Annotated in this window: 20 protein-coding genes; 10 read left to right on the top strand and 10 right to left on the bottom strand. The window is 71.6% G+C overall.

Annotated elements, in window-relative coordinates; translation table 11 throughout:
- Positions 1-27 precede the first annotated feature (27 nt).
- From ABZ478_RS02680 to ABZ478_RS02665, 4 genes are all read right to left on the bottom strand, one after another.
- Positions 28-951 (bottom strand): oxidoreductase, encoded by a 924-nt coding sequence (locus tag ABZ478_RS02680; RefSeq protein WP_359544686.1) that lies wholly within the window; start codon positions 949-951, stop codon positions 28-30.
- Between the two features lie 112 nt (positions 952-1063).
- Positions 1064-1564, bottom strand: coding sequence for a GNAT family N-acetyltransferase (locus ABZ478_RS02675; RefSeq protein ID WP_359544685.1), 501 nt, complete (start codon positions 1562-1564; stop codon positions 1064-1066).
- A gap of 173 nt (positions 1565-1737) precedes the next feature.
- Entirely contained in the window at positions 1738-2406 is a 669-nt protein-coding gene (locus ABZ478_RS02670; protein WP_359544684.1) for a class I SAM-dependent methyltransferase, read from the bottom strand.
- A gap of 114 nt (positions 2407-2520) precedes the next feature.
- The gene (locus ABZ478_RS02665; protein WP_359544683.1) at positions 2521-3129 is read right to left on the bottom strand and encodes a CAP domain-containing protein; all 609 of its coding nucleotides are present in this window, start codon (positions 3127-3129) and stop codon (positions 2521-2523) included.
- A 737-nt stretch (positions 3130-3866) separates the two neighbouring features.
- Here ABZ478_RS02665 and ABZ478_RS02660 point away from each other — a divergent pair.
- From ABZ478_RS02660 to ABZ478_RS02650, 3 genes are all read left to right on the top strand, one after another.
- Positions 3867-4478, top strand: coding sequence for a peptidoglycan-binding protein (locus ABZ478_RS02660; RefSeq protein WP_359544682.1), 612 nt, complete (start codon positions 3867-3869; stop codon positions 4476-4478).
- A gap of 76 nt (positions 4479-4554) precedes the next feature.
- Positions 4555-4716 carry a hypothetical protein gene (locus ABZ478_RS02655; RefSeq protein WP_359544681.1) on the top strand — a complete coding sequence of 54 codons (162 nt, stop codon included), beginning with the start codon at positions 4555-4557 and terminating at the stop codon, positions 4714-4716.
- Positions 4713-5501: a peptidoglycan-binding protein gene (locus ABZ478_RS02650; RefSeq protein WP_359544680.1), complete on the top strand. Its 789-nt coding sequence runs from the start codon at positions 4713-4715 to the stop codon at positions 5499-5501. The genes ABZ478_RS02655 and ABZ478_RS02650 overlap by 4 nt, the downstream gene beginning before the upstream one ends.
- 172 nt (positions 5502-5673) lie before the next feature.
- Here the strand turns inward: ABZ478_RS02650 and ppdK are convergent, their stop codons facing one another.
- A complete protein-coding gene (ppdK, locus tag ABZ478_RS02645; protein WP_359544679.1) occupies positions 5674-8394 on the bottom strand; it encodes a pyruvate, phosphate dikinase in 2721 nt (906 codons plus the stop codon).
- A gap of 395 nt (positions 8395-8789) precedes the next feature.
- Positions 8790-10010: an ROK family protein gene (locus ABZ478_RS02640; protein ID WP_359544678.1), complete on the bottom strand. Its 1221-nt coding sequence runs from the start codon at positions 10008-10010 to the stop codon at positions 8790-8792.
- A 120-nt stretch (positions 10011-10130) separates the two neighbouring features.
- On the opposite strand from ABZ478_RS02640, the gene ABZ478_RS02635 reads away from it, so the two are divergent.
- From ABZ478_RS02635 to ABZ478_RS02625, 3 genes are all read left to right on the top strand, one after another.
- Positions 10131-11552: a hypothetical protein gene (locus tag ABZ478_RS02635; protein ID WP_359544677.1), complete on the top strand. Its 1422-nt coding sequence runs from the start codon at positions 10131-10133 to the stop codon at positions 11550-11552.
- A complete protein-coding gene (locus ABZ478_RS02630; protein ID WP_359544676.1) occupies positions 11549-13486 on the top strand; it encodes a glycogen debranching N-terminal domain-containing protein in 1938 nt (645 codons plus the stop codon). The genes ABZ478_RS02635 and ABZ478_RS02630 overlap by 4 nt, the downstream gene beginning before the upstream one ends.
- A 594-nt stretch (positions 13487-14080) precedes the next feature.
- Positions 14081-15697, top strand: a complete 1617-nt coding sequence (locus ABZ478_RS02625) for a sulfatase-like hydrolase/transferase (protein ID WP_359545004.1) — start codon at positions 14081-14083, stop codon at positions 15695-15697.
- Here ABZ478_RS02625 and dusB read toward each other — a convergent pair whose 3' ends face one another.
- Complete coding sequence (gene dusB, locus ABZ478_RS02620; RefSeq protein ID WP_359544675.1) at positions 15698-16840, bottom strand: tRNA dihydrouridine synthase DusB; 1143 nt, start codon at positions 16838-16840, stop codon at positions 15698-15700. It lies immediately after the preceding gene.
- An 81-nt stretch (positions 16841-16921) separates the two neighbouring features.
- On the opposite strand from dusB, the gene ABZ478_RS02615 reads away from it, so the two are divergent.
- Positions 16922-18373, top strand: a complete 1452-nt coding sequence (locus ABZ478_RS02615) for an MFS transporter (RefSeq protein ID WP_359544674.1) — start codon at positions 16922-16924, stop codon at positions 18371-18373.
- Here the strand turns inward: ABZ478_RS02615 and ABZ478_RS02610 are convergent.
- The gene (locus ABZ478_RS02610) at positions 18370-19275 is read right to left on the bottom strand and encodes a helix-turn-helix transcriptional regulator (RefSeq protein ID WP_359544673.1); all 906 of its coding nucleotides are present in this window, start codon (positions 19273-19275) and stop codon (positions 18370-18372) included. The genes ABZ478_RS02615 and ABZ478_RS02610 overlap by 4 nt on opposite strands.
- Before the next feature lie 101 nt (positions 19276-19376).
- Here ABZ478_RS02610 and ABZ478_RS02605 point away from each other — a divergent pair, with 101 nt between their 5' ends.
- Entirely contained in the window at positions 19377-20807 is a 1431-nt protein-coding gene (locus tag ABZ478_RS02605) for an MFS transporter (RefSeq protein ID WP_359544672.1), read from the top strand.
- A gap of 102 nt (positions 20808-20909) precedes the next feature.
- The gene (locus ABZ478_RS02600; protein ID WP_359544670.1) at positions 20910-21134 is read left to right on the top strand and encodes a hypothetical protein; all 225 of its coding nucleotides are present in this window, start codon (positions 20910-20912) and stop codon (positions 21132-21134) included.
- Between the two features lie 18 nt (positions 21135-21152).
- Here ABZ478_RS02600 and ABZ478_RS02595 read toward each other — a convergent pair whose 3' ends face one another.
- A complete protein-coding gene (locus tag ABZ478_RS02595; RefSeq protein WP_359544669.1) occupies positions 21153-21755 on the bottom strand; it encodes a TetR family transcriptional regulator in 603 nt (200 codons plus the stop codon).
- 26 nt (positions 21756-21781) lie between these two features.
- A complete protein-coding gene (locus ABZ478_RS02590) occupies positions 21782-22792 on the bottom strand; it encodes an aldo/keto reductase (protein WP_359544668.1) in 1011 nt (336 codons plus the stop codon).
- Positions 22793-22954: 162 nt separating this feature from the next.
- Between ABZ478_RS02590 and ABZ478_RS02585 the strand changes: the two genes are divergently transcribed.
- On the top strand, positions 22955-24007 hold the full coding sequence (locus ABZ478_RS02585) for a chitinase (protein ID WP_359544667.1): 1053 nt from the start codon (positions 22955-22957) through the stop codon (positions 24005-24007).
- Positions 24008-24081: the final 74 nt, after the last annotated feature.

Genomic DNA, 24081 nt, shown 5'->3' with positions numbered 1-24081 from the left:
GCACCGTCCCGTCGTCGCGTCGGCCGGTCAGGCCCGCAGGGCGTCGTACGGTACGCCCGTGAGCCGCTCGGAGGCGGCCCAGAGCCGGGCCGCCGCCTCGTCGTTCAGGGTCCAGGGCGCGCGGCGGGACGGCGCCGGGGAGCCGCGCCACATCGCGAACGACGGTCCCCAGAACGAGTCGGGCCGTACGCCGGGCGCGGTCGCCGCGTACAGCGAGGGCAGCGCGCCCGCCTCCGCCGGCTGGGCGAAGATCCGGTTGCCCAGTTCCATCATCCGCTCGGCACCCCGGCGCCCCTCGGCGCGCGGTCCGGCCGTCTGGAGGTTGGTGGCCGCGTACCCCGGGTGCGCGGCGGCCGCGACGACGCCGGAGCCGTGGGCGGCCAGCCGCCGGCTCAGCTCGTGCGTGAAGAGCAGGTTGGCGGTCTTGGAGCGGGCGTAGGCGGTCCAGCGCCGGTAGTGCCGCTCGCTGTTGAGGTCGCGCGGATCGATGTTGGCGAGGACGTGCATGAAGCTGGACACGGTGACGATCCGGGCGCCGGGGGTGGCCAGCAGAGCGGGCAGGAGCAGTCCGGTGAGCGCGAAGTGCCCGAGGTGATTGGTCCCGAACTGCCTCTCGAACCCGTCGGCGGTCGTGCCGTACGGCACCGCCATCACACCCGCGTTGTTCACGAGCAGGTCGAGCCGGTCGTACGGCGGCCCGGCCGCGAACGCCCGGACGGACGCCAGGTCCCCGAGGTCCAGCCGGCCGAGCTCCGCCCGGGCGCCCGGCACCTCGCCCCGCAGCCGCTCGACGGCGTCCCTCCCCCGCGCCCCGTCGCGGCAGGCGAGCACCACCCGGGCGCCCTTGCGGGCCAGCTCGCGAGCGGTGACGTAACCGAGCCCGCTGTTGGCACCGGTGACCACGGCGGTGCGTCCGCCCTGGTCGGGGATGTCCTGCGCGGTCCAGCCCATACGGGCCCCTCCTCACGGCACAGGCCGTACGGGCCGTCGGCTCGGCCCGGAACCCGGCGGGTCCAGCGTAGGCGCCGGGACCACGCTTCGCTTCCCACGGCGACATGACGGTCTACTGCCGGCGCCGCAGGTCGCGCTGGTACCAGGTGCCGGTCTTCCCCCCGAGGTGGGCCGGGTCGGCCGGCCCGACGGGAACGAACCCGGCCTTGGCGAGCACGCGGTGGGACGCGGCGTTGCCGTGGGAAGCGGCCGCCCGCAGTGTGCGCAGCCCGTGCCGCGCCGCCGCCAGCCGGCACAGCTCGCGGACGTTCGCGGTCGCCACACCACGGCCGGCTACATGCCGCGCGACCCGGTAGCCGAGCTCGGCGGTGCCGTCCTCGACGTCGTACAGGTTGAACCGGCCCAGAACCGAGCCGTCCTCGGCGACGAGCGCGTAGAAGGCGCTGGTGCCGGCCTCCTGCTCGGTCAGCAGGGCGCCGAAGCGGTCGGTGAACCGCGCGAAGAACTCGTCACCGCGGTCGGAGACCGAGGCAGCGAAGTAGGCGCGGTTCGCCAGCTCGAAGGCCAGCACCGCTGGGGCATCACCGGCCTGCAGCCGCCTCAGTTCGGGCACCGCCCGACCGTACCCGGACGACGCGCTCGGGCGGACCTGAGTTTTCGCGCCCGGCCGAAGCCGTTCCGCCGACCGCGTGGCACAGTTCCGGCCGGCCTCGGCACCGGCAGAGCCCAGGCGGCGACAGGGAGCAGGCGCAGCCCAGGGCGTGCTGCCTCCGGGGCCCGGGGTCCTCAGACGGGGCGCTTGGCCATGACGACCACGCCCGGCCCGCTCCACTCGTCCGCGGGGAGCCGGAGTTCGGCGACCGGGTCCAGTCCGGCCCGCTCGATCAGGTCCACGAGCTGCTCCGGCCGCCACTTGTGCGTGGTCCAGCGAACGGGCACTCCTCCGTATGCCTCGGTGCGCACAGCGTCCTCGTCGCCGACGTGTGTGCCGGTGATGAGGTGCCCGCCCGGCTTCAGGGCGTACGCGAAATGGGCGAGTACCTGGGGAAGGACGTCGCGGGGAAGGTTGAACAGCGACCACCATCCGAGCACGCCGCCGAGGGAGGCTTCACCGAGGTCGAGCTCGGTGGCGGAGGCGACGCTGAAGCGGCATCGCGGATGCAGACGGCGCGCGTTCTCGATCATGCGGGGAGAGAGGTCCACCCCGGACACGTCGAGTCCGCGTTCGGCGAGGTATCCGGTCACCGTGCCGGGGCCGCAACCGACGTCGAGGACGGGCCCGAGTTCGCCCACGGTGTCGGCGAAGGCGTCGATCGACGCCTTGAGCCAGGGCTGGCGGCGGATGTCGCCCATGCCCGTCGTCACCACCATGTGGGCGTAGTTGTCGGCCACATGGTCATAGGACTCACGGACGACGTCGAGATCGGCGGGGCGGTCGATATGGCGTGCGCGCATCAGCCCACACTAGGACGGTGGCCTTGTGGACGTCGGGGATACGGCTGTGACGGTCGACCTGCCGCCCCGGTTGTCGGGAGTGTCCCCGTCAACGCGAGTGCTCCGAGGGGGCGTTCACTGCTGGCAGCGTCCGAACGTCACGACGTAGGTGCCGGCGCTGGACGACGAGGCTCCGGCCCGGTCCGCCGAGCCGGGCTGGGCCCACGGACCGATCTCGCGCAGCGACGACTTGAGGATGATGGCGCGGTGACCGGGGCTGTTCATCCACCAGTTGACGGCGGCCTGCGGAGTTCCCGATCCACCCCACCCGGTGTACGCGATCTCGTTGAACTCCCACGAGCGGGGGCTGGGACAGTATCCGGCGGCCTGGATACGGCTCTGCGGTGTCGAGCCGGTCTGCGGGTTGCGGTGCGGGTCCTGGCCCGGTCCCCACCACTTCAGCTGGACGGCCGCGACAGCGTGCTGCTGGGCCGCGTTCGTCAGGGCCTGGTTGATGGTGAGGGAAGGCAGCCCGTGCTGTGTGCGCTGCGCGTTGATCAGGCAGATCACGGCAGCCCTCGCCTGCGTGATCGTCCCGGCGGTCGGGGCCCGGTTGGCGGCGGCGGGGTCGCAGGTCACGGCCGCCGCCGGCGAGGCCGTGACGGCAGGGAAGAGCGCGGCCGACAGGGCGGCGACCACGGCGGTGCTCAGCAGTCTGTCGGTGCGCGATATGTGGCTTCGCACGGGCACTCCACCTCCTGTGAAAACGAAAGGTGTTGTAATCCAGGCTGCCACCGGCCCTGACCCGTCGCCATCCGGGCCAGGAGGGCACACCGAGGGCACAACGGCTTCAGGCCGGTTCGACGGCGACCGACGCCAACAAGCGGCAGTCTTCCTGGCGTAGCCGAAAAGTCTCCGCGGACGACGCGCGAAGGGACGGCACCCCCGCACAGGGTGTAAGAACAGCGACCTGAGCTGTGGACCTTCCAACTGCCGCCTCTCCCAGGGCACTCCCAGGGCACCTTCAGCGCGGCTTCCCTCGTACCGGCAGTCAGGCCTTCCTGATCAAAAGTGAGGCGTAGAGGGCTCGGCAGCGTTCCCGTCCTCCAAGCGGGTCTATCTCCCAATGGAAGACCTCCGGGCAGCTTCAGCCCTCCGCGCTCTGTTTGCGCGACCCCTGGCATTGCCATATGGTGGCAATAAGTGACCTTTTCACGCCTCGTAAAGCCGCCCCGTACTCCACGGAGGCGCGGTTAAGAGGGTCCGTGATCTCCTATGTGTATGCGCGTCAATCAGGGGAAGCTCGCGGCGGAATTTCATCCCTTAACCCGCAGGCACACTTATCACATTTCGGCAATATCTCCTCGCGGATCGATTTCCGGGCAGTTCCCGGTTCCTCGATCCCACCGTGATGCGCCACGGGGGCACGACTTCTGATCAAAAGTCTGATCAACAAGTTAGAGGGGCGTCGAAAAATGACAATGAGCCTGACTGAGCTGCGCGCCCTCGCCAAACAGGCCGGGTTCACCGACAATGACATCAAAATCGCGGCGGCCGTCGCCATGGCAGAGTCCAAAGGAGACCCAGGCATCATCGGAGACCAGGGTCTGGTCGACCACAAGTGGGGGCCGTCCATTGGTCTCTTCCAGATACGCTCCCTCAAGCACCCCGGGCAGTTCTCCCCACCGGACACGCTCAGGATTGAGGGAGAGCTCAAGGACCCGCTCTACAACGCCAAGACGGCAAAGGCCATCAAGGACGCACACAACTGGAACCAATGGTCCACGTTCGCGAGCGGGGCCTACAAGAAGTACATGGATGGCGGGCCCGCCGTCCCCAGCAACTTCGAACCGTTCCCTGGGGGGTCGTTCTTCCACACCGGTCGGAAATCGCCGATCATCGCCGCAATGCACCGTCGGCTCGTCGCCGAAGGCTGCAACCGGTACCAGTCGAGCGCCGACACCGACGTCTGGGGCCCCGGCGATGTGAAGTCCTACGCCGCCTTTCAGCGAAAGCTCGGCCTCGCCGGTGACGATGCCAACGGCATCCCCGGCAAGACCAGCTGGGACAAGCTGCAGGTACCCAACGTCTAGAGGTCGAGGCCATGGTCGTCGCAGAAGCGATTGGAGGAGCGGCGACGCGAATCTGTGGAACTCAAAGGACAGCGTCATGCCCGAGAAGAACTTCGACGACGAGGACGTGAAGGCGGCCCTCGACAAGACCGGTACCGGCGATGGACCCGGAACCGACAACCTCGACGGCCTTCCGGAGAGCGACTTCGTCGCCTTCGCCGAGGACGATGTCGAGAACGACGCGGAGGACTCGAAGTGACCGCCACCATCGCTTACGACCGTGCCGTCTCGAACCTCATCGACGAGCTCAGCGCGACGGGCCACGTCACCCACAAGTCCTACAGGAAGACGTCGGTCACGCTGCACCACAACGGCGCCCGGCTTTCGCACCAGGGTGTGCTCAACGTCTGGAAGACGCGTCCGGCTTCGGCCCACTTCGACGTGGACGCCGCCGGTGCCGTCGCTCAGTACGTCAGGGTGAACGAGTACGCCTGGGCCGTCGGCGACACGGCCGGCAACCAGAGCACCATCAGCATCGAAATGGCGAACGAAACGCTCGCGCCCGGCTGGACGATCACCGAGGCCACCTGGAAGAACGCCGCACGTCTCGCCGGCTGGCACTTCGCCAAGGTGATCGGCGAACGACCCAGCAGGAACAACCTCTTCTACCACCACCACTGGTCCTCGACCGCCTGCGCCGGCCCGCACATGGACAAGATCTACGACAAGGTCCTCGCGGCGGCTCAGGAGGCGTACGACCACTTCAAGGATTCACACCCCGCCCCCGGGCCGCACACCGAGCCGTTCCCGGGTGCGTCGTTCTTCCAGACCGGTCGGAAATCGCCGATCATCGCCGCAATGCACCGTCGGCTCGTCGCCGAAGGCTGCAACCGGTACCAGTCGAGCGCCGACACCGACGTCTGGGGCCCGGGCGATGTGAGGTCCTACGCCGCCTTTCAGCGAAAGCTCGGCCTCGCCGGTGACGATGCCAACGGCATCCCCGGCAAGACCAGCTGGGACAAGCTGCAGGTACCCAACGTCTGACCGTCCTCGCTGATGGATGCATCGAGCAGCAGTCCGGGAGGCACCGGGTCAGAGTTCATACACGGAGAGGCGGCACCCCCGCACAGGGTGCCGCCCCTTCTTGGTGCGCCGGAGCCGCCGTCGATCGGTCTTGAGGGTCGGGGACCGACGGCGGCTCCGGGGCCGGTGGGGGTCAGCGGTGGTCGCTGCCCGCCGACTGGGTGGCCGCCCGGCCCGCCTCCAGGCGGGCGACCGGGATGCGGAACGGGGAGCAGGAGACGTAGTCCAGGCCGACCTCGTGGAAGAAGTGGACCGACTCCGGGTCGCCGCCGTGCTCGCCGCAGACGCCGAGCTTGAGGTCGGGCCGGGTGGCCCGGCCGGCCTGCGCGGCCGCCTTCACCAGGGAGCCGACGCCGTCCTTGTCGATCGTCTCGAACGGGCTGACGCCGAAGATGCCCTTCTCCAGGTAGGCCGTGAAGAAGCTCGCCTCCACGTCGTCGCGGGAGAAGCCCCAGACCGTCTGCGTCAGGTCGTTGGTGCCGAAGGAGAAGAACTCGGCGGCCTCGGCGATCTGCCCGGCGGTCAGCGCGGCGCGCGGCAGTTCGATCATCGTGCCGATGGCCAGCTTGAGCTTCGTGCCGGTCGCCGCCTCCACATCCGCGATGACCTGGTCGGCCTCGTCGCGGACGATCTCCAGCTCCTGGACCGTGCCGACCAGCGGGATCATGATCTCGGCGCGCGGGTCGCCCTTGGCCGCCTTGCGCTCGGCCGCGGCCTCGGCGATGGCGCGGACCTGCATGGTGAACAGGCCGGGGATGACCAGGCCGAGACGGACACCGCGCAGACCCAGCATCGGGTTCTGCTCGTGCAGACGGTGCACCGCCTGGAGCAGGCGCAGCAGGTTCTCGTGCGGCTCCTGACGGGCCTCGGCGAGGGCGACGCGGACGGAGAGTTCCGTGATGTCGGGCAGGAACTCGTGCAGCGGCGGGTCGAGCAGACGGACCGTGACCGGCAGGCCGTCCATCGCCTCGAACAGCTCGACGAAGTCCTTCTTCTGCAGCGGCAGGAGCTGCTTCAGGGACTCCTCGCGCTCCTCCTCGGTGTCGGCGAGGATCAGGCGCTCGACCAGTTCCCGGCGGTCGCCGAGGAACATGTGCTCGGTGCGGCACAGGCCGATGCCCTGGGCGCCGAAGCGGCGGGCGCGCAGCGCGTCCTCGGCGTTGTCGGCGTTGGCGCGCACCCGCAGCCGGCGCTTGCGGTCGGCGAAGGCCATCATGCGGTGCACGGCCTCGACCAGCTCGTCGGCGTCGTCGGCGCCCGGGTGCATCCGGCCCTCGAAGTACTCCACGACCGGTGAGGGGACCACCGGGACCTCGCCCAGGTAGACCTTGCCGGAGGAGCCGTCGATGGAGATGACGTCGCCCTCCTCGACGACGTGGCCGCCCGGCACCGTCATCCGGCGGCGCTTGGTGTCGACCTCCAGCTCCTCGGCGCCGCAGACACAGGTCTTGCCCATGCCGCGGGCGACCACGGCCGCGTGGGAGGTCTTGCCGCCGCGCGAGGTCAGGATGCCCTCGGCGGCGATCATGCCGTCCAGGTCGTCGGGGTTGGTCTCCCGGCGGACCAGGATGACCTTCTCGCCCGAGCGGGACCACTTGACGGCGGTGTAGGAGTCGAAGACCGCCTTGCCGACGGCGGCGCCGGGCGAGGCCGCGATGCCCCGGCCGACCTTCTCGACCTTGGCGGACTCGTCGAAGCGCGGGAACATCAGCTGCGCGAGCTGGGCGCCGCTGACGCGCTGCAGCGCCTCGGTCTCGTCGATCAGGCCCTGGTCCACGAGCTGGGTCGCGATCCGGAAGGCGGCACCGGCGGTGCGCTTGCCGACGCGGGTCTGGAGCATCCAGAGCTGGCCGCGCTCGATGGTGAACTCGATGTCGCAGAGATCCTTGTAGTGGTTCTCCAGGGTCTCCATGATCTGCATGAGCTGGTCGTACGACTTCTTGTCGATGTTCTCCAGCTCCGCGAGCGCGACCGTGTTGCGGATGCCCGCCACGACGTCCTCGCCCTGGGCGTTCTGCAGGTAGTCGCCGTAGACGCCCTGGTGGCCGGAGGCGGGGTCGCGGGTGAAGGCGACGCCGGTGCCGGAGTCGGGGCCGAGGTTGCCGAAGACCATGGAGCAGACGTTGACGGCGGTGCCGAGGTCGTGCGGGATGCGCTCCTGGCGGCGGTACAGCTTGGCGCGGTCGCCGTTCCAGGAGTCGAAGACGGCCTTGATGGCGAGGTCCATCTGCTCGCGCGGGTCCTGCGGGAAGTCCCGGCCGGCCTCGGTCTTGACGATCTTCTTGAACTTGGTGACGAGCTTCTTGAGGTCGGCCGCCTCGAGGTCGGTGTCGACGGTGACCTTCTTGGCCGCCTTGGCGGCGTCGAGCGCCTCCTCGAACAGCTCGCCGTCGACGCCCAGGACGGTCTTGCCGAACATCTGGATGAGGCGGCGGTAGGAGTCCCAGGCGAAGCGGTCGTCGCCGGCCTGCTTGGCCAGGCCCTGCACCGACTTGTCGGAGAGGCCGATGTTCAGGACGGTGTCCATCATGCCCGGCATGGAGAACTTGGCGCCCGAGCGGACGGAGACGAGCAGGGGGTCGTCGGCCTGGCCGAGCTTCTTGCCCATCTTGTGCTCGAGGGCGTCGAGGTGTGCACTGACCTCGTCACGCAGTGCCACGGGCTCCGAGCCGCTGTCGAGGTAGACCTTGCAGGCCTCGGTGGTGATGGTGAACCCGGGAGGGACCGGCAGGCCCAGGTTGGTCATCTCGGCGAGGTTGGCACCCTTGCCGCCGAGAAGGTCCTTGAGGTCCTTGTTGCCCTCGGTGAAGTCGTAAACGAACTTCGCTACGTGGGGTTCTTTGTTTTCCGACACGGGTCTCGACTCCTTGAGGCCGCGGTGGCTGCCCTGACGGCGAGGAACATACCCAGATCGAAGGCACCTGGGTACGTCCACTTGTGCGTCATGCGCCCGTAACCACGCGTCCGCCAGTGGATTGAAAGTCAAGGCTTGGCAAGTGGAGACGCCTCGATGTTTTCACTTCTTGAACGCATCCATGCCCGCAGGGGCGGCAACTCGCTCATCTGAGCGCCTCCTAGCACGCCTGAGTTCGATCGATGAACGATCAAAGGGTGGCACCCAGTGCCACTCTTTGGAGAAGTGCAGTCGCTCAAGATCCGCTCATCTGAGCGCTCCCCTTATCAGGGGTGGCGAGAATCACGCTGTCACACAGAGCCGGATTTCACCATGCGGACGCCGAAACGCCCGGTTCACACACCGAGCGCGACGAGCCGTTCCTCCACCCGGCGCGGCGCGTACAAGTGCTCCACGACCAGCGCACCCGCCCCGACCAGCGCGGCCCGCTCGCCCAGCCGCGACGTCACGACGTCCAGGCGGGCGGTGGAGCGGGGCAGCGCCCGCTGGTAGAGCAGCTCGCGCATGCCGGTGAGGAAGGGGGTTCCGGCCAGATCCCCGGCGATCATCAGCACACCCGGGTTGAGCAGGGTCACGACAGTCGCCAGCACGTCGCCGACCCGGCGCCCGGCCTCCCGGGCCAGCGCGGCCGCCTCCGGGTGCCCGGCGGCCAGCAGGTCCCGCACGTCCGAGCCGGAGGCGGCCGGCACCCCGGCCTCCGTCAGCCGCCGGGCGACGGCGCCGCCACTGGCGACGGCGGCGAGACAGCCGTACGAACCGCACCGGCACAGCGCTTCGGCGCCCACCCGGATGTGCCCGATGTCGCCCGCGCCGCCGTCCACGCCCCGGTAGATCGAGCCGTCGACCACGACTCCGGCGCCGATGCCGGTGGACACCTTGACCAGCACGAAGGCCGCGCAGTCCGGATGCCCGGTGCGCTGTTCGCCGTACGCCATGAGGTTGGCGTCGTTCTCCACCAGGACCGGGACCGCGGGGGCGCCGGTGTGCTCGGTGAAGGCGCGGGAGAGGCGGCCTCTTATGTCGTAACCGTCCCAGCCGGGCATGATCGGCGGCTGCACCACCCGGCCGCTCTCGCGGTCCACCGGGCCCGGCACCGCGAGCCCGATGCCGCAGACCTCCGCCGCCCGGTGCCCCGCCTTCCCGAGCGACTCGGCGAACCAGCGGCCGAGTTCGCCGAGCACGGCCTCGGGTCCGTCCTCGATCACCAGGGTGCCGGAGTGCTCGGCGAGGATCTCGCCGGTCAGGGTGAGGACGGCGGCCCGGGCGTGCCGGGTGTCCAGGTCGGCGGCGAGGACCACCGCGTGGGAGTCGTCGAACTCCAGGGTGATGGAGGGGCGTCCGCCGAGCGGCGAGCCGACCGGGCCGCCGGCGCCCTCGCGCAGCCAACCGGCCCGGAACAGCCGGTCGAGGCGCTGGCCGACGGTGGCGCGGGACAGTCCGGTGGCCTGCTGGAGCGCGCCTCGTGTCACGGCCCGCCCACTGCGCACCAGTTCGAGCAGATCGCCGGCGCTCGCCTGGCTTCCGCTCTTCCCGGTCCTGCCCGGCCGTCCGGTCATGCGCACCCCCTTGTGTTTCCCAAGCCTGCATTACATATTGAGTTTTGCGTGTTAAATAGACGTAACCCTGCAGTAGCCACAGCCAAACCCGGTCGGCCGGACGTCTTCGGGGAGCCCCGAGTGGATCGCACTGCCCAGCTCACTGCCCGTCTCCCGAAGCGGGAGTTCGCATACGATCCGCCGGCGTCGGCGTCGTCCCTGCACGCCGGGGCCGCCCGGGTGCTGGCGGAGAACTGGACGGGCACGTCGACGGTCCCCTCCCGGAGCCTGTATCCGCACCAGTGGTCGTGGGACTCGGCGTTCATCGCGATCGGGCTGCGCCACCTGTCGCCGTTACGGGCCCAGACGGAGCTGGAGACGCTGCTGGCGGCCCAGTGGGGCGACGGGCGCGTCCCGCACATCGTCTTCAACCCCTCCGTCCCCCTCGACGCGTACTTCCCGAGCCCCGACTTCTGGCGCTCCTCCACCGCCGGGCGCGCCGCGGGCGCCCCGCGCACCGTACAGACGTCCGGCATCGTGCAGCCACCGGTGCACGCGCTGGCGGCCTGGCTGGTGCACCGCGCCGATCCGGGCCTGTCACGGTCGCGCGGCTTCCTGGCCCGGGTGTACCCCGGGCTGGCCGCCTGGCACCGGTATCTGCTGCACCGGCGGGACCTGGGCGGGGGCGGGCTGGTGTCCGTCGTGCACCCCTGGGAACAGGGTATGGACAACAGCCCCTGTTGGGACGCCCCGCTCACCCGGATCACCCCGGCCCCGGCCCGCTCCTACCGCCGCGCCGACCTCGACCACGGCGCGCCGGAGGACCGGCCGACGGATCTGGACTACGGGCGGTACGTGCGGCTGGCGGCGGACTACCGCGACGGCGGGTACGCCGACGGCGGCGGGGAGTTCGCGGTCGAGGACCCGGCGTTCAACGCGCTGCTGATCGCCTCCGAGCAGGCGCTGGCGCGGATCGCCGGGGAACTGGGGGCGGCCGGCACCGCCCGGTACGCCCGCGCCGAGCGGCTGACGGCGGCCCTGGTGGAGCGGCTGTGGGACCCCGCGACCGGCCTGTTCCACTGCCTGGACCTGCGGGGCGGGGGCCGGATTCCCGAGCGGAGCGTCTCCGGTCTCGTCCCGCTGCTGCTTCCCGGGCTGCCCCGGGAGGTCTCCGGCGCGCTCGTCCGCACGCTGTGCGGACCGCACTTCGGGCTGGGCGCGAGCACCGAGCTGGTCCCTAGCTACGACCTCCTCGGCGAGGCCTTCGACCCGCACCGGTACTGGCGGGGCCCGGCGTGGTTCAACACGAGCTGGCTGCTGGAGCGCGGTCTGAGCGCGCACGGCCACCACGAGCGGGCCGACGCGCTGCGCGCCGCGGTGCTGCGCCTGGCACCGGCCGGCGGCTTCGCCGAGTACGTCGATCCGCACACCGGCGAGGCCTGCGGCACCACCGATTTCGCCTGGACGGCCGCACTCGCGCTGGACCTGCTGCACCGGGGCCCGGGGGGCGACGGCGCCGGGGGCACGGCCGACATGAGGGACGAGGGAGGGGACCGGGGATGACGGATCGGCAGCATCTGCTGGTGCACGGGGCGACGTTCGCCGCCGTGGGCGACCGGGGTGACATCAGCGGGGTGCGGGGCGGCAGTGCCCCGGACGGGTTGTTCGTGCGCGACGCCCGGCACCTCAGCCGATGGCAGCTCACGGTGGACGGCGCGGTGCCCGAGGTGCTCGCGCCGGTCACGGACGGCGACGCGGCCCGCTGTGTGCTGGTGCCGCGCGGCGGCCGGCAGGAGCCGCCCGCCTGCACCCTGTTCCGGGAACAGGCGGTCGGCGACAGCTCGTTCGTGGAGTTACTGCGGGTGACCGGCAACCGTCCGGTGGCCACCGCGGTCCGCCTCGCCCTCACCGTCGACGCCGACTTCACCGACCAGTTCGAGCTCCGCGCCGACCACCGCACCTACGCCAAGGCCGGCGCCGTACGCTCCCGCGAGGTGCTGGACGACGGGATCGAGTTCACCTACCGGCGCGCCGAGTGGCACTCCGTCACGACGATCACGGCCGACCCCGCCCCGGACGCCGTCGAGGAGACCGGCACCGGCGCCCGCCGCCTGGTGTGGACCCTCGACCTGGAGCCCCACGGCACCGCCGAACTGATGCTGCGCGTGATGGCCCGCCCGCACGGCGACCGGCGAGCCCTGCGGGTGCCCCGCTCCCCCGCCTCGGTGAACGAGCGACTCGTCGCGGCGGAGGGCCGGTTCGTGGAGGGCGTGGCCTTCCCGACCGGCTGGCCGGAGCTGGCGGCGGCCTGCGCCCGGGGCCTCGCCGACCTGGCCGTGCTGCAGGTCCCGGCGACCGGACCGGACGGCGAGGAGCTGCGGGTGCCGGCGGCGGGCGCCCCCTGGTTCCTCACCCTGCTCGGCCGGGACGCCCTGCTCACCTCGCTGTTCACGCTGCCGTACCGCCCTCGGCCGGCCGCCGCCACGCTGCTCGCGCTGGCCGCGGCCCAGGCGACCGGCGCCGGCTCGTCCTCCGTCGCCCAGCCCGGCAAGATCGTGCACGAGGTACGGCACGGGGAGCTGGCGCACTTCGGGCAGGTGCCGTTCGGCCGGTACTACGGCTCGGTCGACGCCACCCCGCTCTTCCTCGTCCTGCTCGGGGCGTACACCGAGGGGACCGGCGACACCGCCCTGGCCCGACGCCTGGAGCCGCACGCCCGCGCGGCGATCGGCTGGATGCTGGACCACGGCGGGCTGACCTCGCGCGGCTATCTCGTCTACCGCGCCGACGAGGGCGGCCTCGCCAACCAGAACTGGAAGGACTCCCCCGGCGCGATCTGCTGGGCCGACGGCACCCGGCCCACCGGGGCGGTGATGGCGGCGGGTGCCCAGGGCTACGCGTACGACGCGCTGCGCCGCACCGCGTGGGTGGCGCGCGCGGTGTGGGGCGACGAGACGTACGCCGCCCTGCTGGAGCAGGCGGCGGCCGATCTGCGGGACCGCTTCCAGCGGGACTTCTGGATGCGCGAGCACTCCTTCCCGGCGCTGGCGCTGGACGGCACGGGCCGCCAGGTCGACGCGCTGGCCTCGGACGCCGGGCATCTGCTGTGGTCGGGGCTGCTGGACAAGGAGTACGGGGAGGCGGTCGGACGGCGGCTGCTGGAACCGGACTTCTTCTCCGGCTGGGGCGTGCGCACGCTCGCCTCCGGCCAGCCGGCGTACCACCCGCTCTCGTACCACCGCGGCTCGGTCTGGCCGCACGACAACGCGCTGATCACCCTGGGCCTCGCCCGCTACGGCCTGCACGACGAGGCCCGTACGGTGGCGCACGCGCTGGTCGACGCGGCGGAGGCCACCGGGCACCGGCTCGCGGAGGTGCTGGCGGGCTACGGCCGCGACACCCACCCGGAGCCGGTCCCCTACCCGCACGCGTGCGTCCGCGAATCCCGCTCGGCGGCCGCCCCGCTCGCCCTGCTCACGGCGGTCGGCGGGGCGTAGCACTCCGGGCGCGGCAGTTTGCCCGGTGTTTGCCCAGTGCCGTGAACAGGGGCGGGCGACCACCCGTACGACATGGGCGGCGGGCCAGGCGGGCCGGGGTTGCTTCGGCCCTGCCCATCCTCCCAGCGTGGCCCGCCGCCTCCGTCACGGGTCTCGCACGGAAGGACCTCCGGGTTGCCTCAGCACACGAGTACGCGCCAGTCACCGGATACGGCCGGAGGAAACGAGGCCGTCCTCGACGAACAGGGGAAACGGGAGGGGGCCGAGCGGGCCGGCCAAGCCGAGCGGACCGAGCCGAGCGAGCCGGCCGAACGGGTCGAGCAGGCCGAGCCGGCCGAGCCGAGCGGGCGGGCCCAGCTGCCCGAGCAGAGCTCGCGAGCCGAGCAGGCCGAGCGAGCCGAGCCGAGCGAGCAGGCCGAACGGGTCGAGCAGACCGAGCAGGCCCAGCAGAGCGAGCAGCCCGAGCGGGTCCAGGCCGACGACGAACCCTCCGCTTCCCGAGCGGCCAATCCCGTCCGCCGGGTCCGGGCCGCCTGGTCCGCTCGTGCCGGGCGCTGGCGGCAGGCGCATCCGGGGGCCGCCCAGGGGCTGTCCGTGACCGTCACCGTGCTGGCCGCCGCCCTGGTCGTCGCCGCGCTGGTGCTGCCGAACACGGTGGTCGGGCTCGGGCCCGCCAAGTTCACGCGCATACCGGGCGAGGCGGTCATCGGGGCCGCCGTGCTGCTCGCGCTGCCGCGCCGCCCGCGTGTGGTGCTGGCCGCGGTGTCCGGCGTCGCGCTGGCCGCCATGACCGTGCTGAACCTGCTCGACATGGGGTTCAACCAGTACCTGGGCCGTCCCTTCAACCCCGTCCTGGACTGGAGCCTGCTCGGCGACGCGCAGTCGTACCTGGAGGACTCGCTCGGCCGCACGGCCACCCTCGCCGCCACCGCCGGCGTGATCGTCCTCGTGCTGCTGCTGGCCGTCCTGCTGGCCCTGGCCACCGTCCGGCTGGGCAACCTGCTCGCCCGGCACAGCGCGACCGCGACCCGCGGCACCATGGTCGCGGGCGTCGTCTGGATCACCTGCTCCGCCCTCGGCCTGCAGATATCCGGGGTGCCGGTCGCCTCCGACCGCACCACCACCGCGCTGAGGATCGAGTCCCGCCGGGTGTCGGACACCCTCAAGGACGAGGCGCAGTTCCGGAAGGTCGCCGGCGAGGACCGGTTCGGCGGCACCCCGGGCAGCGAGCTCGTCCCCGATCTGCGCGGCAAGGACATGGTCTTCACGTTCATCGAGAGCTACGGCCGCAGCGCCATCGAGGACCCGGTCATCGCCCCCGGCGTCGACGCCACCCTGGACGCCCGTACCAAGGCCCTCGCCAAGGCCGGGTTCCACGCCAGGAGCGGCTGGCTCACCTCCGCGACCTACGGCGGCAGCAGCTGGCTCGGCCACTCCACCACCATGTCGGGCCTGTGGGTCAGCAACCAGCAGCGCTACCGCACGGTCATGGCGAGCGACCACCTCAGCCTGACCGAGGCGTTCAAGAAGACCGGCGCCTTCGACACCGTCGGCGTCATGCCGGGCGTGCAGAAGGGCTGGCCCGAGCAGAAGTGGTACGGCCTCGACAAGGTCTACAACGCCTTCCAGCTCGGCTACCGGGGCCCGAAGTTCAGCTGGTCGACGATGCCCGACCAGTACGCGCTCCAGAGTTACGAGGAGCGGGTGCACAGCAAGCGCCCGGCCGACGGGAAGTCGCGGATGTCGCTGCTCATCCTGACCTCCAGCCACCAGCCCTGGGCGCCGGTGCCGAAGATGGTCGACTGGGACGCGCTGGGCGACGGCTCGGGGTTCAAGGACATGGAGGCGGCGGGCGACAGGCCGGCCGACGTCATCGCCGACACCACCAAGTCGCGTGAGCAGTACGGCAAGTCGATCCAGTACTCGGTGACCGCGCTGACCGAGTGGCTGGAGCGCCACGGCACCAAGGACACCGTGCTCGTGTTCCTCGGCGACCACCAGCCGATCGCCCGGGTCAGCGGCAACCACGCCAGCCGTGACGTGCCCGTCTCGATCGTGGCCAAGGACCCGAAGGTGCTGGACCGGATCGCCGACTGGCACTGGACGGACGGCCTGCGCCCCGCCCACGACGCCCCGGTGTGGCGGATGAGCTCCTTCCGCGACCGCTTCCTGACGGCGTACGGCTCGGTCCCGCACCCGAAGAAGGGCTGATCAGCCGCCGGAGGTGTCCAGCTCCGCGTCCTCGCCGACGCCCGCGCAGTCGTACGGGTCCTTCAGCCAGCCGTCCGGCAGCACCACACGGTTGTTGCCGGACGTACGGCCGCGGGGCCCGTCGGCGCCGGTGGGCCAGGGCTGGTCGAGGTCCAGCTCGTCGAGACCGGCCCGCAGCTCCTGGAGCGAGGAGGTGATCGCGAGCCGCTTGCGCATCTCGGAGCCGACCGCGAAGCCCTTCAGGTACCAGGCGACGTGCTTGCGGAAGTCGACGACACCCCTGGACTCGTCGCCGATCCACTCGCCGAGCAGGGTCGCGTGCCGGACCATGACGTCGGCGACCTCGCGCAGGGAGGGCCGCACGATGTCGTCCGTCCGGCCCTCGAAGGCGGCCACCAGATCGGCGAACAGCCACGGCCGGCCCAGGCAGCCGCGGCCCACGACCACTCCGTCGCAGCCGGTCTCGCGCACCATGCGCAGCGCGTCCTCGGCCGACCAGATGTCGCCGTTGCCGAGCACCGGGATCTCCGGGACGTGCTCCTTCAGGCGGGCGATGGCCTCCCAGTCGGCGGTGCCGCCGTAGTGCTGGGCGGCCGTGCGGCCGTGCAGCGCGATCGCCGTGACGCCTTCCTCGACGGCGATGCGGCCGGCGTCGAGGTAGGTGATGTGGTCGTCGTCGATGCCCTTGCGCATCTTCATCGTGACGGGGAGGTCCCCGGCGCCGGAGACCGCCTCGCGCAGGATGGCCCGCAGCAGGTTGCGCTTGTAGGGCAGCGCGGAGCCGCCGCCCTTCCGGGTCACCTTCGGGACCGGGCAGCCGAAGTTCAGGTCGATGTGGTCGGCCAGGTCCTCCTCCGCGATCATGCGGACGGCCTTGCCGACGGTCGCCGGGTCCACGCCGTACAGCTGGATCGAGCGCGGCTTCTCGGTCGCGTCGAAGTGGATCAGCTGCATGGTCTTCTCGTTGCGCTCGACCAGCGCCCGGGTCGTGATCATCTCGCTCACGAACAGGCCCTTGCCGCCGCTGAACTCTCGGCACAGGGTGCGGAAGGGAGCGTTGGTGATACCGGCCATCGGGGCCAGGACCACCGGCGGCCGGACGGTGTGCGGGCCGATCTGAAGGGAGGACTCGGGCGTGGGCATTCCCCCATTGTCACGTATCCACGGAGATCATGTATCGGTCATTAGTTAACCGCACTATCGAAGTCCCGTACGATGAACCACATGCCCGAGCTCAGCCACCGCCGACGTCTGCTCGTGCTCTCGATCTGCTGCATGAGTCTGCTGATCGTGAGCCTCGACAACACCGCTCTGAACGTCGCGCTGCCGTCGATGCAGCGCGAGCTGCACGCCACCACCTCCGGCCTGCAATGGTCGATCGACGCCTACACGCTCGTACTGGCCTCGCTGCTGATGCTCGCGGGCTCCACGGCCGACCGGATCGGCCGCAAGCGGGTCTTCATGACGGGCCTGGTCCTCTTCTCCATCGGCTCCCTGCTCTGCTCCCTCGCGCCGAACCTGGAACTGCTGGTCGTCTTCCGCATGGTCCAGGCGGTCGGCGGCTCCATGCTCAACCCGGTCGCCATGTCGATCATCACCAACACCTTCACCGACTCGCGCGAGCGGGCCCGCGCGATCGGCGTGTGGGGCGCGGTGGTCGGCATATCCATGGCGGCGGGCCCGCTGGTCGGCGGTCTGCTCGTGGAGTCGGTCGGCTGGCGCTCGATCTTCTGGGTCAACCTCCCGGTCGGCCTCGCGGCCCTGCTCCTCGCCCTGCGCTTCGTCCCCGAGTCCCGCGCGCCCCGCGCCCGGCGGCCCGACCCGGTCGGCCAGGTCCTGGTGATCGCGCTGTTCGGCTCGCTGACGTACGCGATCATCGAGGCGCCGGAGTCCGGCTTCGCCGCGGTGGCCCCCTTCGGCGCGGTGGCCCTCTTGGCCCTGCTCGGCCTGCTCGGCTATGAGCCCCGGCGCGAGGAACCCCTCATCGACCTGCGCTTCTTCCGCTCGGCTCCGTTCAGCGGGGCGACGGTGATCGCGATCAGCGCGTTCGCAGCGCTGGGCGGCTTCCTGTTCCTGTCCACGCTGTACCTGCAGAACGTGCGCGGCCTCGGCGCCCTGCACGCGGGCCTGTGGATGCTGCCGATGGCCGCGCCGACGTTCCTGTGCGCGCCGCTGTCCGGCCGCCTCGTGGGCAGCCGGGGGCCGCGGCTGCCGCTGCTGGTGGCGGGCGCCGCGATGACCGTGAGCGGCGTGCTGTTCGCGGCCTTCGAGGCGGAGACGTCGAACGGCACGCTGTTCGCCGGGTACGTGCTGTTCGGCATCGGCTTCGGCTTCGTGAACGCGCCGATCACCAACACGGCGGTGTCGGGGATGCCCAGGGCCCAGGCCGGGGTCGCCGCCGCCGTCGCCTCCACCAGCAGGCAGCTCGGGCAGACGCTGGGCGTCGCCGTGGTCGGCGCGGTGCTGGCCGCCGGCGTGGGCTCCTCGCCGTACAAGGACACGTTCGTCGCGGCGGCCCGGCCCGGCTGGTGGATCCTCGCGGGGTGCGGCCTGGCCGTCCTGGTCCTCGGCTGGGTGACCAGCGGCCGCTGGGCCCGGCGCACCGCCGAGCGGACCGCCGACGAGCTGGAGTCGGCGGACCTGAAGGACGCCGTGGGGGTCACGGCCGGCCGTTAGGGCGTCCGCTGTTCCCGGGGTTCGCGCGGACCGGCCGCCAGTTCGTACAGCCTCTCCAGGCGCTCCCTGGTCTCCTCGTTCTTCGGCGTGTACGTGACCAGCCGGGGCCCCGCCTGCGGGCCGAGCCACAGGTCCGTGTGCTCCAGGGTCAGATGGCCGACGTACGGGTTGAGGAACTCCTTGGTCTTGGAGCGGTTGCCGACGACCTCGTAGCGCCGCCAGTTCTCGCGGAACTCGGGGGACTCGCACTCCAGGCGCTTGAGCAGCATCTTCCAGGCGGGCTCGCCGAGGTGGCCGGCCATGGAGGCGCGCAGCCGGGCGGCCATCAGGCGCATCGTCTCCTCCAGGTGCACGATGGCCGCCCGCCAGTCGCTGTCGGTGTACACGAGGAGCATGCAGTTGCGGTCCTCCGGCGGGACCGCGTCCAGGTCGCCCATGAGGCGGGCGTAGGTGCGGTTGTAGGCGAGGATGTCGTACCGGCTGTTCTGCACGCAGGCCGGGAACGGCTCCAGCGCGCGCAGCGTCTCGCGCAGGGCCGGGGTGACGCTGGGGCAGCTCGCGGCCGGTGTCGGATCGGCGGCCGCGGCGAGCTGGAAGAGGTGGGCGCGCTCGCTGGCGTCCAGCAGCAGGGTGCGGGCCAGAGCGTCCAGGACCTGGACCGAGACCTGGATGTCGCGGGCCTGTTCCAACCAGGTGTACCAGGTGATGCCGACCGCGGAGAGCTGGGCGACCTCCTCCCGGCGCAGGCCGGGCGTGCGGCGCCGGGTGCCGCGGGGCAGCCCCACCTGCTCAGGTGCGATCCGCTCGCGCCGGCTGCGCAGGAAGGCGGCCAGCTCGTGCCGACGGATCTCCGCGCCGCGCGGGGGTTGCGGAGTGGCGGTCACCGGTGCAGTCGTCGTCATGTCTCCAGGGTGCCGTCCGGCGGATCCTGTTGCCAGGTACTTCTTCTACCAGGATCAGGACACTCTGGTACCAGTCTGGGGACGGGCGCAGGCTCGGTGCCATGACAGAGACCGTCACCACTCCCGCCGTCCGTGCCCGGGCGGCCGCACCGCCCGGCCTGAGCGGGCCGGGGCTGTTCACCGTTCTGCTGGCCGCGGCGCTGCCGCTGGTCGACTTCTTCATCGTCAATGTCGCGCTGCCGACCATCGGCGCCGACCTCGCCGCGGGCGAGGCCGTGCTGGAGCTGGTCGTGGCCGGGTACGGGGTCGCCTACGCCGTGCTGCTCGTGCTCGGCGGGCGGCTCGGGGACCTGTTCGGACGGCGCCGGCTGTTCCTCGTCGGGATGGCCGCCTTCGGGCTGACCTCGCTGGCCTGCGGGCTCGCGCCGGGCGCCTGGAGCCTCGTCGCGGCGCGGGTCGCGCAGGGCGCCTCGGCGGCCGCGATGCTGCCGCAGGTGCTGGCCACCATCCAGGCCGCCACCAGCGGCACCCGCCGGGCGAAGGCCATGAGCCTGTACGGCGCCACGGCCGGGCTGTCCATGGTGGCCGGCCAGATCCTGGGCGGCCTGCTGGTCGCGGCGGACATCGCCGGGAGCGGATGGCGGGCGATCTTCCTCGTCAACGTCCCGGTCGTCGTGGTGGGCCTGGTGCTGGCCGTGCGGCACATGCCGGAGACCCGCTCGCAGCGCCCCGAGCCCGTCGACGTACCGGGCACCGTCCTGCTCGCCGTGTCCCTGCTGACCCTGCTCGCGCCGCTCACGGAGGGCCGCGCGGCGGGCTGGCCGCTGTGGACCTGGCTGTCGCTGGCCGCGTTCCCGTTCGCCGCGGCCGCGTTCTACGCGGTGGAGCGGCGGGCGGACCGGCGGGGGCGGACCCCGCTGGTGCCGCCGAGCCTGTTCGCGCTGGCGTCGCTGCGGCGGGGGCTGGCGCTGATGGTGCCGTTCTCGATCGGCTTCAGCGGGTTCATGTTCGTCATCGCGCTGGCGCTGCAGCGGGGGGCCGGGCTCGGTCCGGTGCCGGCGGGGCTCGCGCTCGCGCCGATGGCCGTGGCGTTCCTGTTCGTCTCGCTGGCCGGTCCGCGCCTGATCGCCCGGTACGGCACCCGGGTGGTCACCGCCGGCTCCGTCCTCCAGGGCGTGGGCGTGCTGCTGATCGCCCTCGCCGCCTGGCGTGACTGGCCGCACCTGGGCTTCGGCGCGCTGCTTCCCGGCGCGGCGGTCGCCGGTGCCGGGCAGGCGCTGCAACTGCCCAATGTGCTGCGGATCGTGATGTCCGAGGTGCCGGCGACCCGCGCCGGGGTGGGCAGCGGTGTGATGGTCACCACCCAGCAGTCGGCGTTCGCGCTCGGCGTGGCCACGCTCGGCACCCTGTTCCTGACCCTGGTCCCGCATCAGGGCATGCGGGACGCCCTGGTCATCACGCTGCTGGTGCAGCTCGCGGGCGTCGTCCTGACCGGCCTGCTGAGCCTGCGGCTGCCCCGCCGGGTCGGCTGAGCCGGGCCCGGCCGGGGCGAATCGCCGCCGGGGAACCCCCCGTTGATGTTGGACTTGCTGCACACTCCTAGCGGTCGGACGTGCCGGACGCGGGGAGGCGTCATGTCGCGGGACAACAGCACGAGCAAGGTCAGCCGGTGGGACCGGCACGGCCGGGAGCACGTGGTCCGGGTGCGGCGCGCCGGTGTGCAGCGCACGATCGGATGCGACACCTGCGGCTGGTCCCGCAGCGCCCAGTTCCTGCCCTGGCTGAAGGCCGAGGAGCATCTGGCCGAGGCCCACCAGGCGACGGTGGACCCGGCGGGAACCCGGCAGCCGTCGCGCTGACGCCGGGGGTTCCCGTCCTCACCGCCTCGGCGCGGACGCGCCCAGCCCTCGTATCAGCAGGTCCACGACGGCCGTGAACTCCTCCTCGACACCGGACTCCCGCCACTCGCGGGCGTAACACGGGTCGTGGAAGCGGCCGGTGGCCTGGAAGACGGCGCGGGCCGTGGTGACGGGGTCGGCGGGGGCGAAGGCGCCCGAGGTCATGCCCGCCTCGATGATGCGGGTGAGCTGGCCGGTCAGGTCCGCGAGGTGGTCGCCGACCACCGTGCCGTTCTCGTCGGTGAGCACGGTGTAGGTGGCGAAGAGTTCCGGGTCGTCACCGGCCTTGTGCCGCTTGGCCTCGAACAGGGCCGCAAGCCAGTCCCGCAGCCGGTCCTCGGGGGCGCCGGCCCCGGCGGCGATGCCGGCCAGCCGCTCCGAGGCGCGGTCCAGCCACCGCTTGGTCACCGCCTCGCGCAGCGCCGCCTTGGTACGGAAGTGCCGGTAGACGCTGCCGTGGCTGACGCCGAGCGCGCGGGCCACGTCGACCACGGTGGCCTTGGCCGGGCCGTGGCGGCGCAGCACCTCCTCGGTCGCCTCGAGGATGCGCTCGGCGGTCAGGATCTCGCTGGTCGGTGCCATGCCCTAGACCGTACCGGGGAGCTGGATCAGCGCTCGCTGTCGAGGAGCGCCATCTGCGCGCTCGCGTAGCGGTCGCCCGCCGCCGCGTCCGCCGGGACGGCCTTCTCGATCGCGGCGAGGTCGGCCGCGTCCAGGGTCACGTCCAGCGCGTCCAGGGACTCGGTGAGCCGCTCGCGGGTGCGGGCGCCGACGAGCGGCACGATGTCCTCGCCCCGCGAGAGCACCCAGGCGATGGCGATCTGCGCTACCGTGACGCCCTTCTGCGCGGCGACCTCGCGCAGCGCCTCGACCAGGTTCAGGTTGTGCTGGAGGTTCTCGCCCTGGAAGCGGGGCGAGAAGGAGCGGAAGTCTCCCGCGGCCAGTTGCCGGTCGCGGGAGTAGTGCCCGGAGATCAGGCCGCGGGAGAGCACGCCGTAGGCGGTGATGCCGATGCCGAGCTCCCGGGTGACCGGCAGGATCTCCCGCTCGATGCCCCGTGAGATCAGTGAGTACTCGATCTGGAGGTCGGCGACGGGCGCGGTGGCGGCGGCCCGGCGGATGGTCTCGGCGCCGACCTCGCTCAGGCCGACGTGCCGGACGTACCCCTTCTCGATCAGCTCGGCGATGGCGCCGACGGTCTCCTCGATCGGGACGTCCGGGTCGAGGCGGGCGAGCCGGTAGACGTCGATGTGGTCCACGCCGAGGCGCTGCAGGGAGTAGGCGGCGAAGTTCCGCACGGCGGCGGGCCGGCCGTCGAAGCCGATCCAGTCGCCGCCCGGGTCGCGCAGGGCGCCGAACTTCACGCTGACCAGCGCCTTGTCCCGGGCGGCCGCCGGGGCGGTGCGCAGGGCCTCGCCGATCAGCATCTCGTTGTGGCCCATGGCGTAGAAGTCGCCGGTGTCGAGCAGGGTCACGCCGGCGTCCAGGGCCGCGTGGACGGTCGCGACGGACTCGGCCCGGTCGGTGTCGCCGTACAGCGCGGACATGCCCATGCAGCCGAGGCCGAGGGCGGAGACCTGGGGGCCGGTGTTTCCGAGGTTTCGGGTTCGCATCGTCATGTCTCCACCTTGCCATGACGGATGACAGATTTCAATATCTGTCACTCCATACTTGTCACGCACTCCTCTGATCCCTGATTGGTCCAGACCCATTGACGGAAGGTCTGGACCAGAGCACTGTCATGCCTACGACACCTCACCGCACCCCCACCGGGAGGCCGCATGCTCCGCCGCACGCTGCGACTGCTCACCGCCGCTCTCACCACCGCCGTCCTCGCCCCGCTCGTCGTCGCGACCGCCCCCACCGCCTCCGCCGCCGACACCTGCGCGCTGAAGTCACGGCCGGCCGGCAAGGTGCTCCAGGGCTACTGGGAGAACTGGGACGGCTCCGCCAACGGCGTCCACCCGCCCTTCGGCTGGACCCCGATCACCGACTCCCGCATCTCCGCGCACGGCTACAACGTCGTGAACGCGGCCTTCCCGGTCATCCGCTCGGACGGCACGGCGCTGTGGGAGGACGGCATGGACAGCGGCGTGAAGGTGGCCACGCCCGCCGAGATGTGCGCCGCCAAGGCCTCCGGGCAGACGATCCTGCTCTCCATCGGGGGCGCGGCCGCCGGCATCGACCTGTCCTCGAGCGCGGTCGCCGACCGGTTCGTCGCGACCGTCGTGCCGATCCTGCGGAAGTACAACTTCGACGGCATCGACATCGACATCGAGACCGGCCTGGTGGGCAGCGGGGACATCGGCCGGCTGTCCACGTCGCAGGCCAACCTGATCCGGATCATCGACGGGGTACTGGCCCGCATGCCGTCCGGCTTCGGCCTGACGATGGCCCCGGAGACCGCGTACGTCACCGGCGGCAGCGTCACCTACGGCTCGATCTGGGGCGCGTACCTGCCGATCGTCAAGAAGTACGCGGACAACGGCCGGCTGTGGTGGCTGAACACGCAGTACTACAACGGCAGCATGTACGGCTGCTCCGGCGACTCCTACGCGGCGGGCACGGTGGCGGGCTTCACCGCGCAGACCGACTGCCTGGACAAGGGGCTGGTGGTGCAGGGCACGACGATCAGGGTGCCGTACGACAAGCAGGTCCCGGGGCTGCCGGCCCAGCCGGGCGCGGGCGGCGGCTACATGTCCCCGTCCCTCGTCTCCCAGGCCTGGCGCCACTACGGCACCTCGCTCAAGGGCCTGATGACCTGGTCGGTCAACTGGGACGGCTCGAAGAACTGGACCTTCGGCGACAACGTGAGGTCACTGCAAGGGCGTTGACCCCCCGGGCCGCCGCGGACAGCACGACGCCCGCTCCCCCGCCGGGCGAACCGGCCGGGGAGCGGGCGTTCAGG

Source organism: Streptomyces sp. NPDC005706 (assembly GCF_040631045.1).
Lineage (GTDB): Bacteria > Actinomycetota > Actinomycetes > Streptomycetales > Streptomycetaceae > Streptomyces.
The sequence above is the reverse complement of the archived record's forward strand: the minus strand, read 5'-3'. Positions and strand labels throughout refer to the sequence as shown.

Excerpts from the sequence above, each read along its gene's own strand:
- ABZ478_RS02680 (WP_359544686.1), bottom strand. The coding sequence starts at position 951 with ATGGGCTGGACCGCGCAGGACATCCCCGACCAGGGCGGACGCACCGCC.
- ABZ478_RS02670 (WP_359544684.1), bottom strand. The coding sequence starts at position 2,406 with ATGCGCGCACGCCATATCGACCGCCCCGCCGATCTCGACGTCGTCCGT.
- ABZ478_RS02660 (WP_359544682.1), top strand. The coding sequence starts at position 3,867 with ATGAGCCTGACTGAGCTGCGCGCCCTCGCCAAACAGGCCGGGTTCACC.
- ABZ478_RS02655 (WP_359544681.1), top strand. The coding sequence starts at position 4,555 with ATGCCCGAGAAGAACTTCGACGACGAGGACGTGAAGGCGGCCCTCGAC.
- ABZ478_RS02640 (WP_359544678.1), bottom strand. The coding sequence starts at position 10,010 with ATGACCGGACGGCCGGGCAGGACCGGGAAGAGCGGAAGCCAGGCGAGC.
- ABZ478_RS02630 (WP_359544676.1), top strand. The coding sequence starts at position 11,549 with ATGACGGATCGGCAGCATCTGCTGGTGCACGGGGCGACGTTCGCCGCC.
- dusB (WP_359544675.1), bottom strand. The coding sequence starts at position 16,840 with ATGCCCACGCCCGAGTCCTCCCTTCAGATCGGCCCGCACACCGTCCGG.
- ABZ478_RS02615 (WP_359544674.1), top strand. The coding sequence starts at position 16,922 with ATGCCCGAGCTCAGCCACCGCCGACGTCTGCTCGTGCTCTCGATCTGC.
- ABZ478_RS02610 (WP_359544673.1), bottom strand. The coding sequence starts at position 19,275 with ATGACGACGACTGCACCGGTGACCGCCACTCCGCAACCCCCGCGCGGC.
- ABZ478_RS02605 (WP_359544672.1), top strand. The coding sequence starts at position 19,377 with ATGACAGAGACCGTCACCACTCCCGCCGTCCGTGCCCGGGCGGCCGCA.
- ABZ478_RS02600 (WP_359544670.1), top strand. The coding sequence starts at position 20,910 with ATGTCGCGGGACAACAGCACGAGCAAGGTCAGCCGGTGGGACCGGCAC.
- ABZ478_RS02595 (WP_359544669.1), bottom strand. The coding sequence starts at position 21,755 with ATGGCACCGACCAGCGAGATCCTGACCGCCGAGCGCATCCTCGAGGCG.
- ABZ478_RS02590 (WP_359544668.1), bottom strand. The coding sequence starts at position 22,792 with ATGACGATGCGAACCCGAAACCTCGGAAACACCGGCCCCCAGGTCTCC.
- ABZ478_RS02585 (WP_359544667.1), top strand. The coding sequence starts at position 22,955 with ATGCTCCGCCGCACGCTGCGACTGCTCACCGCCGCTCTCACCACCGCC.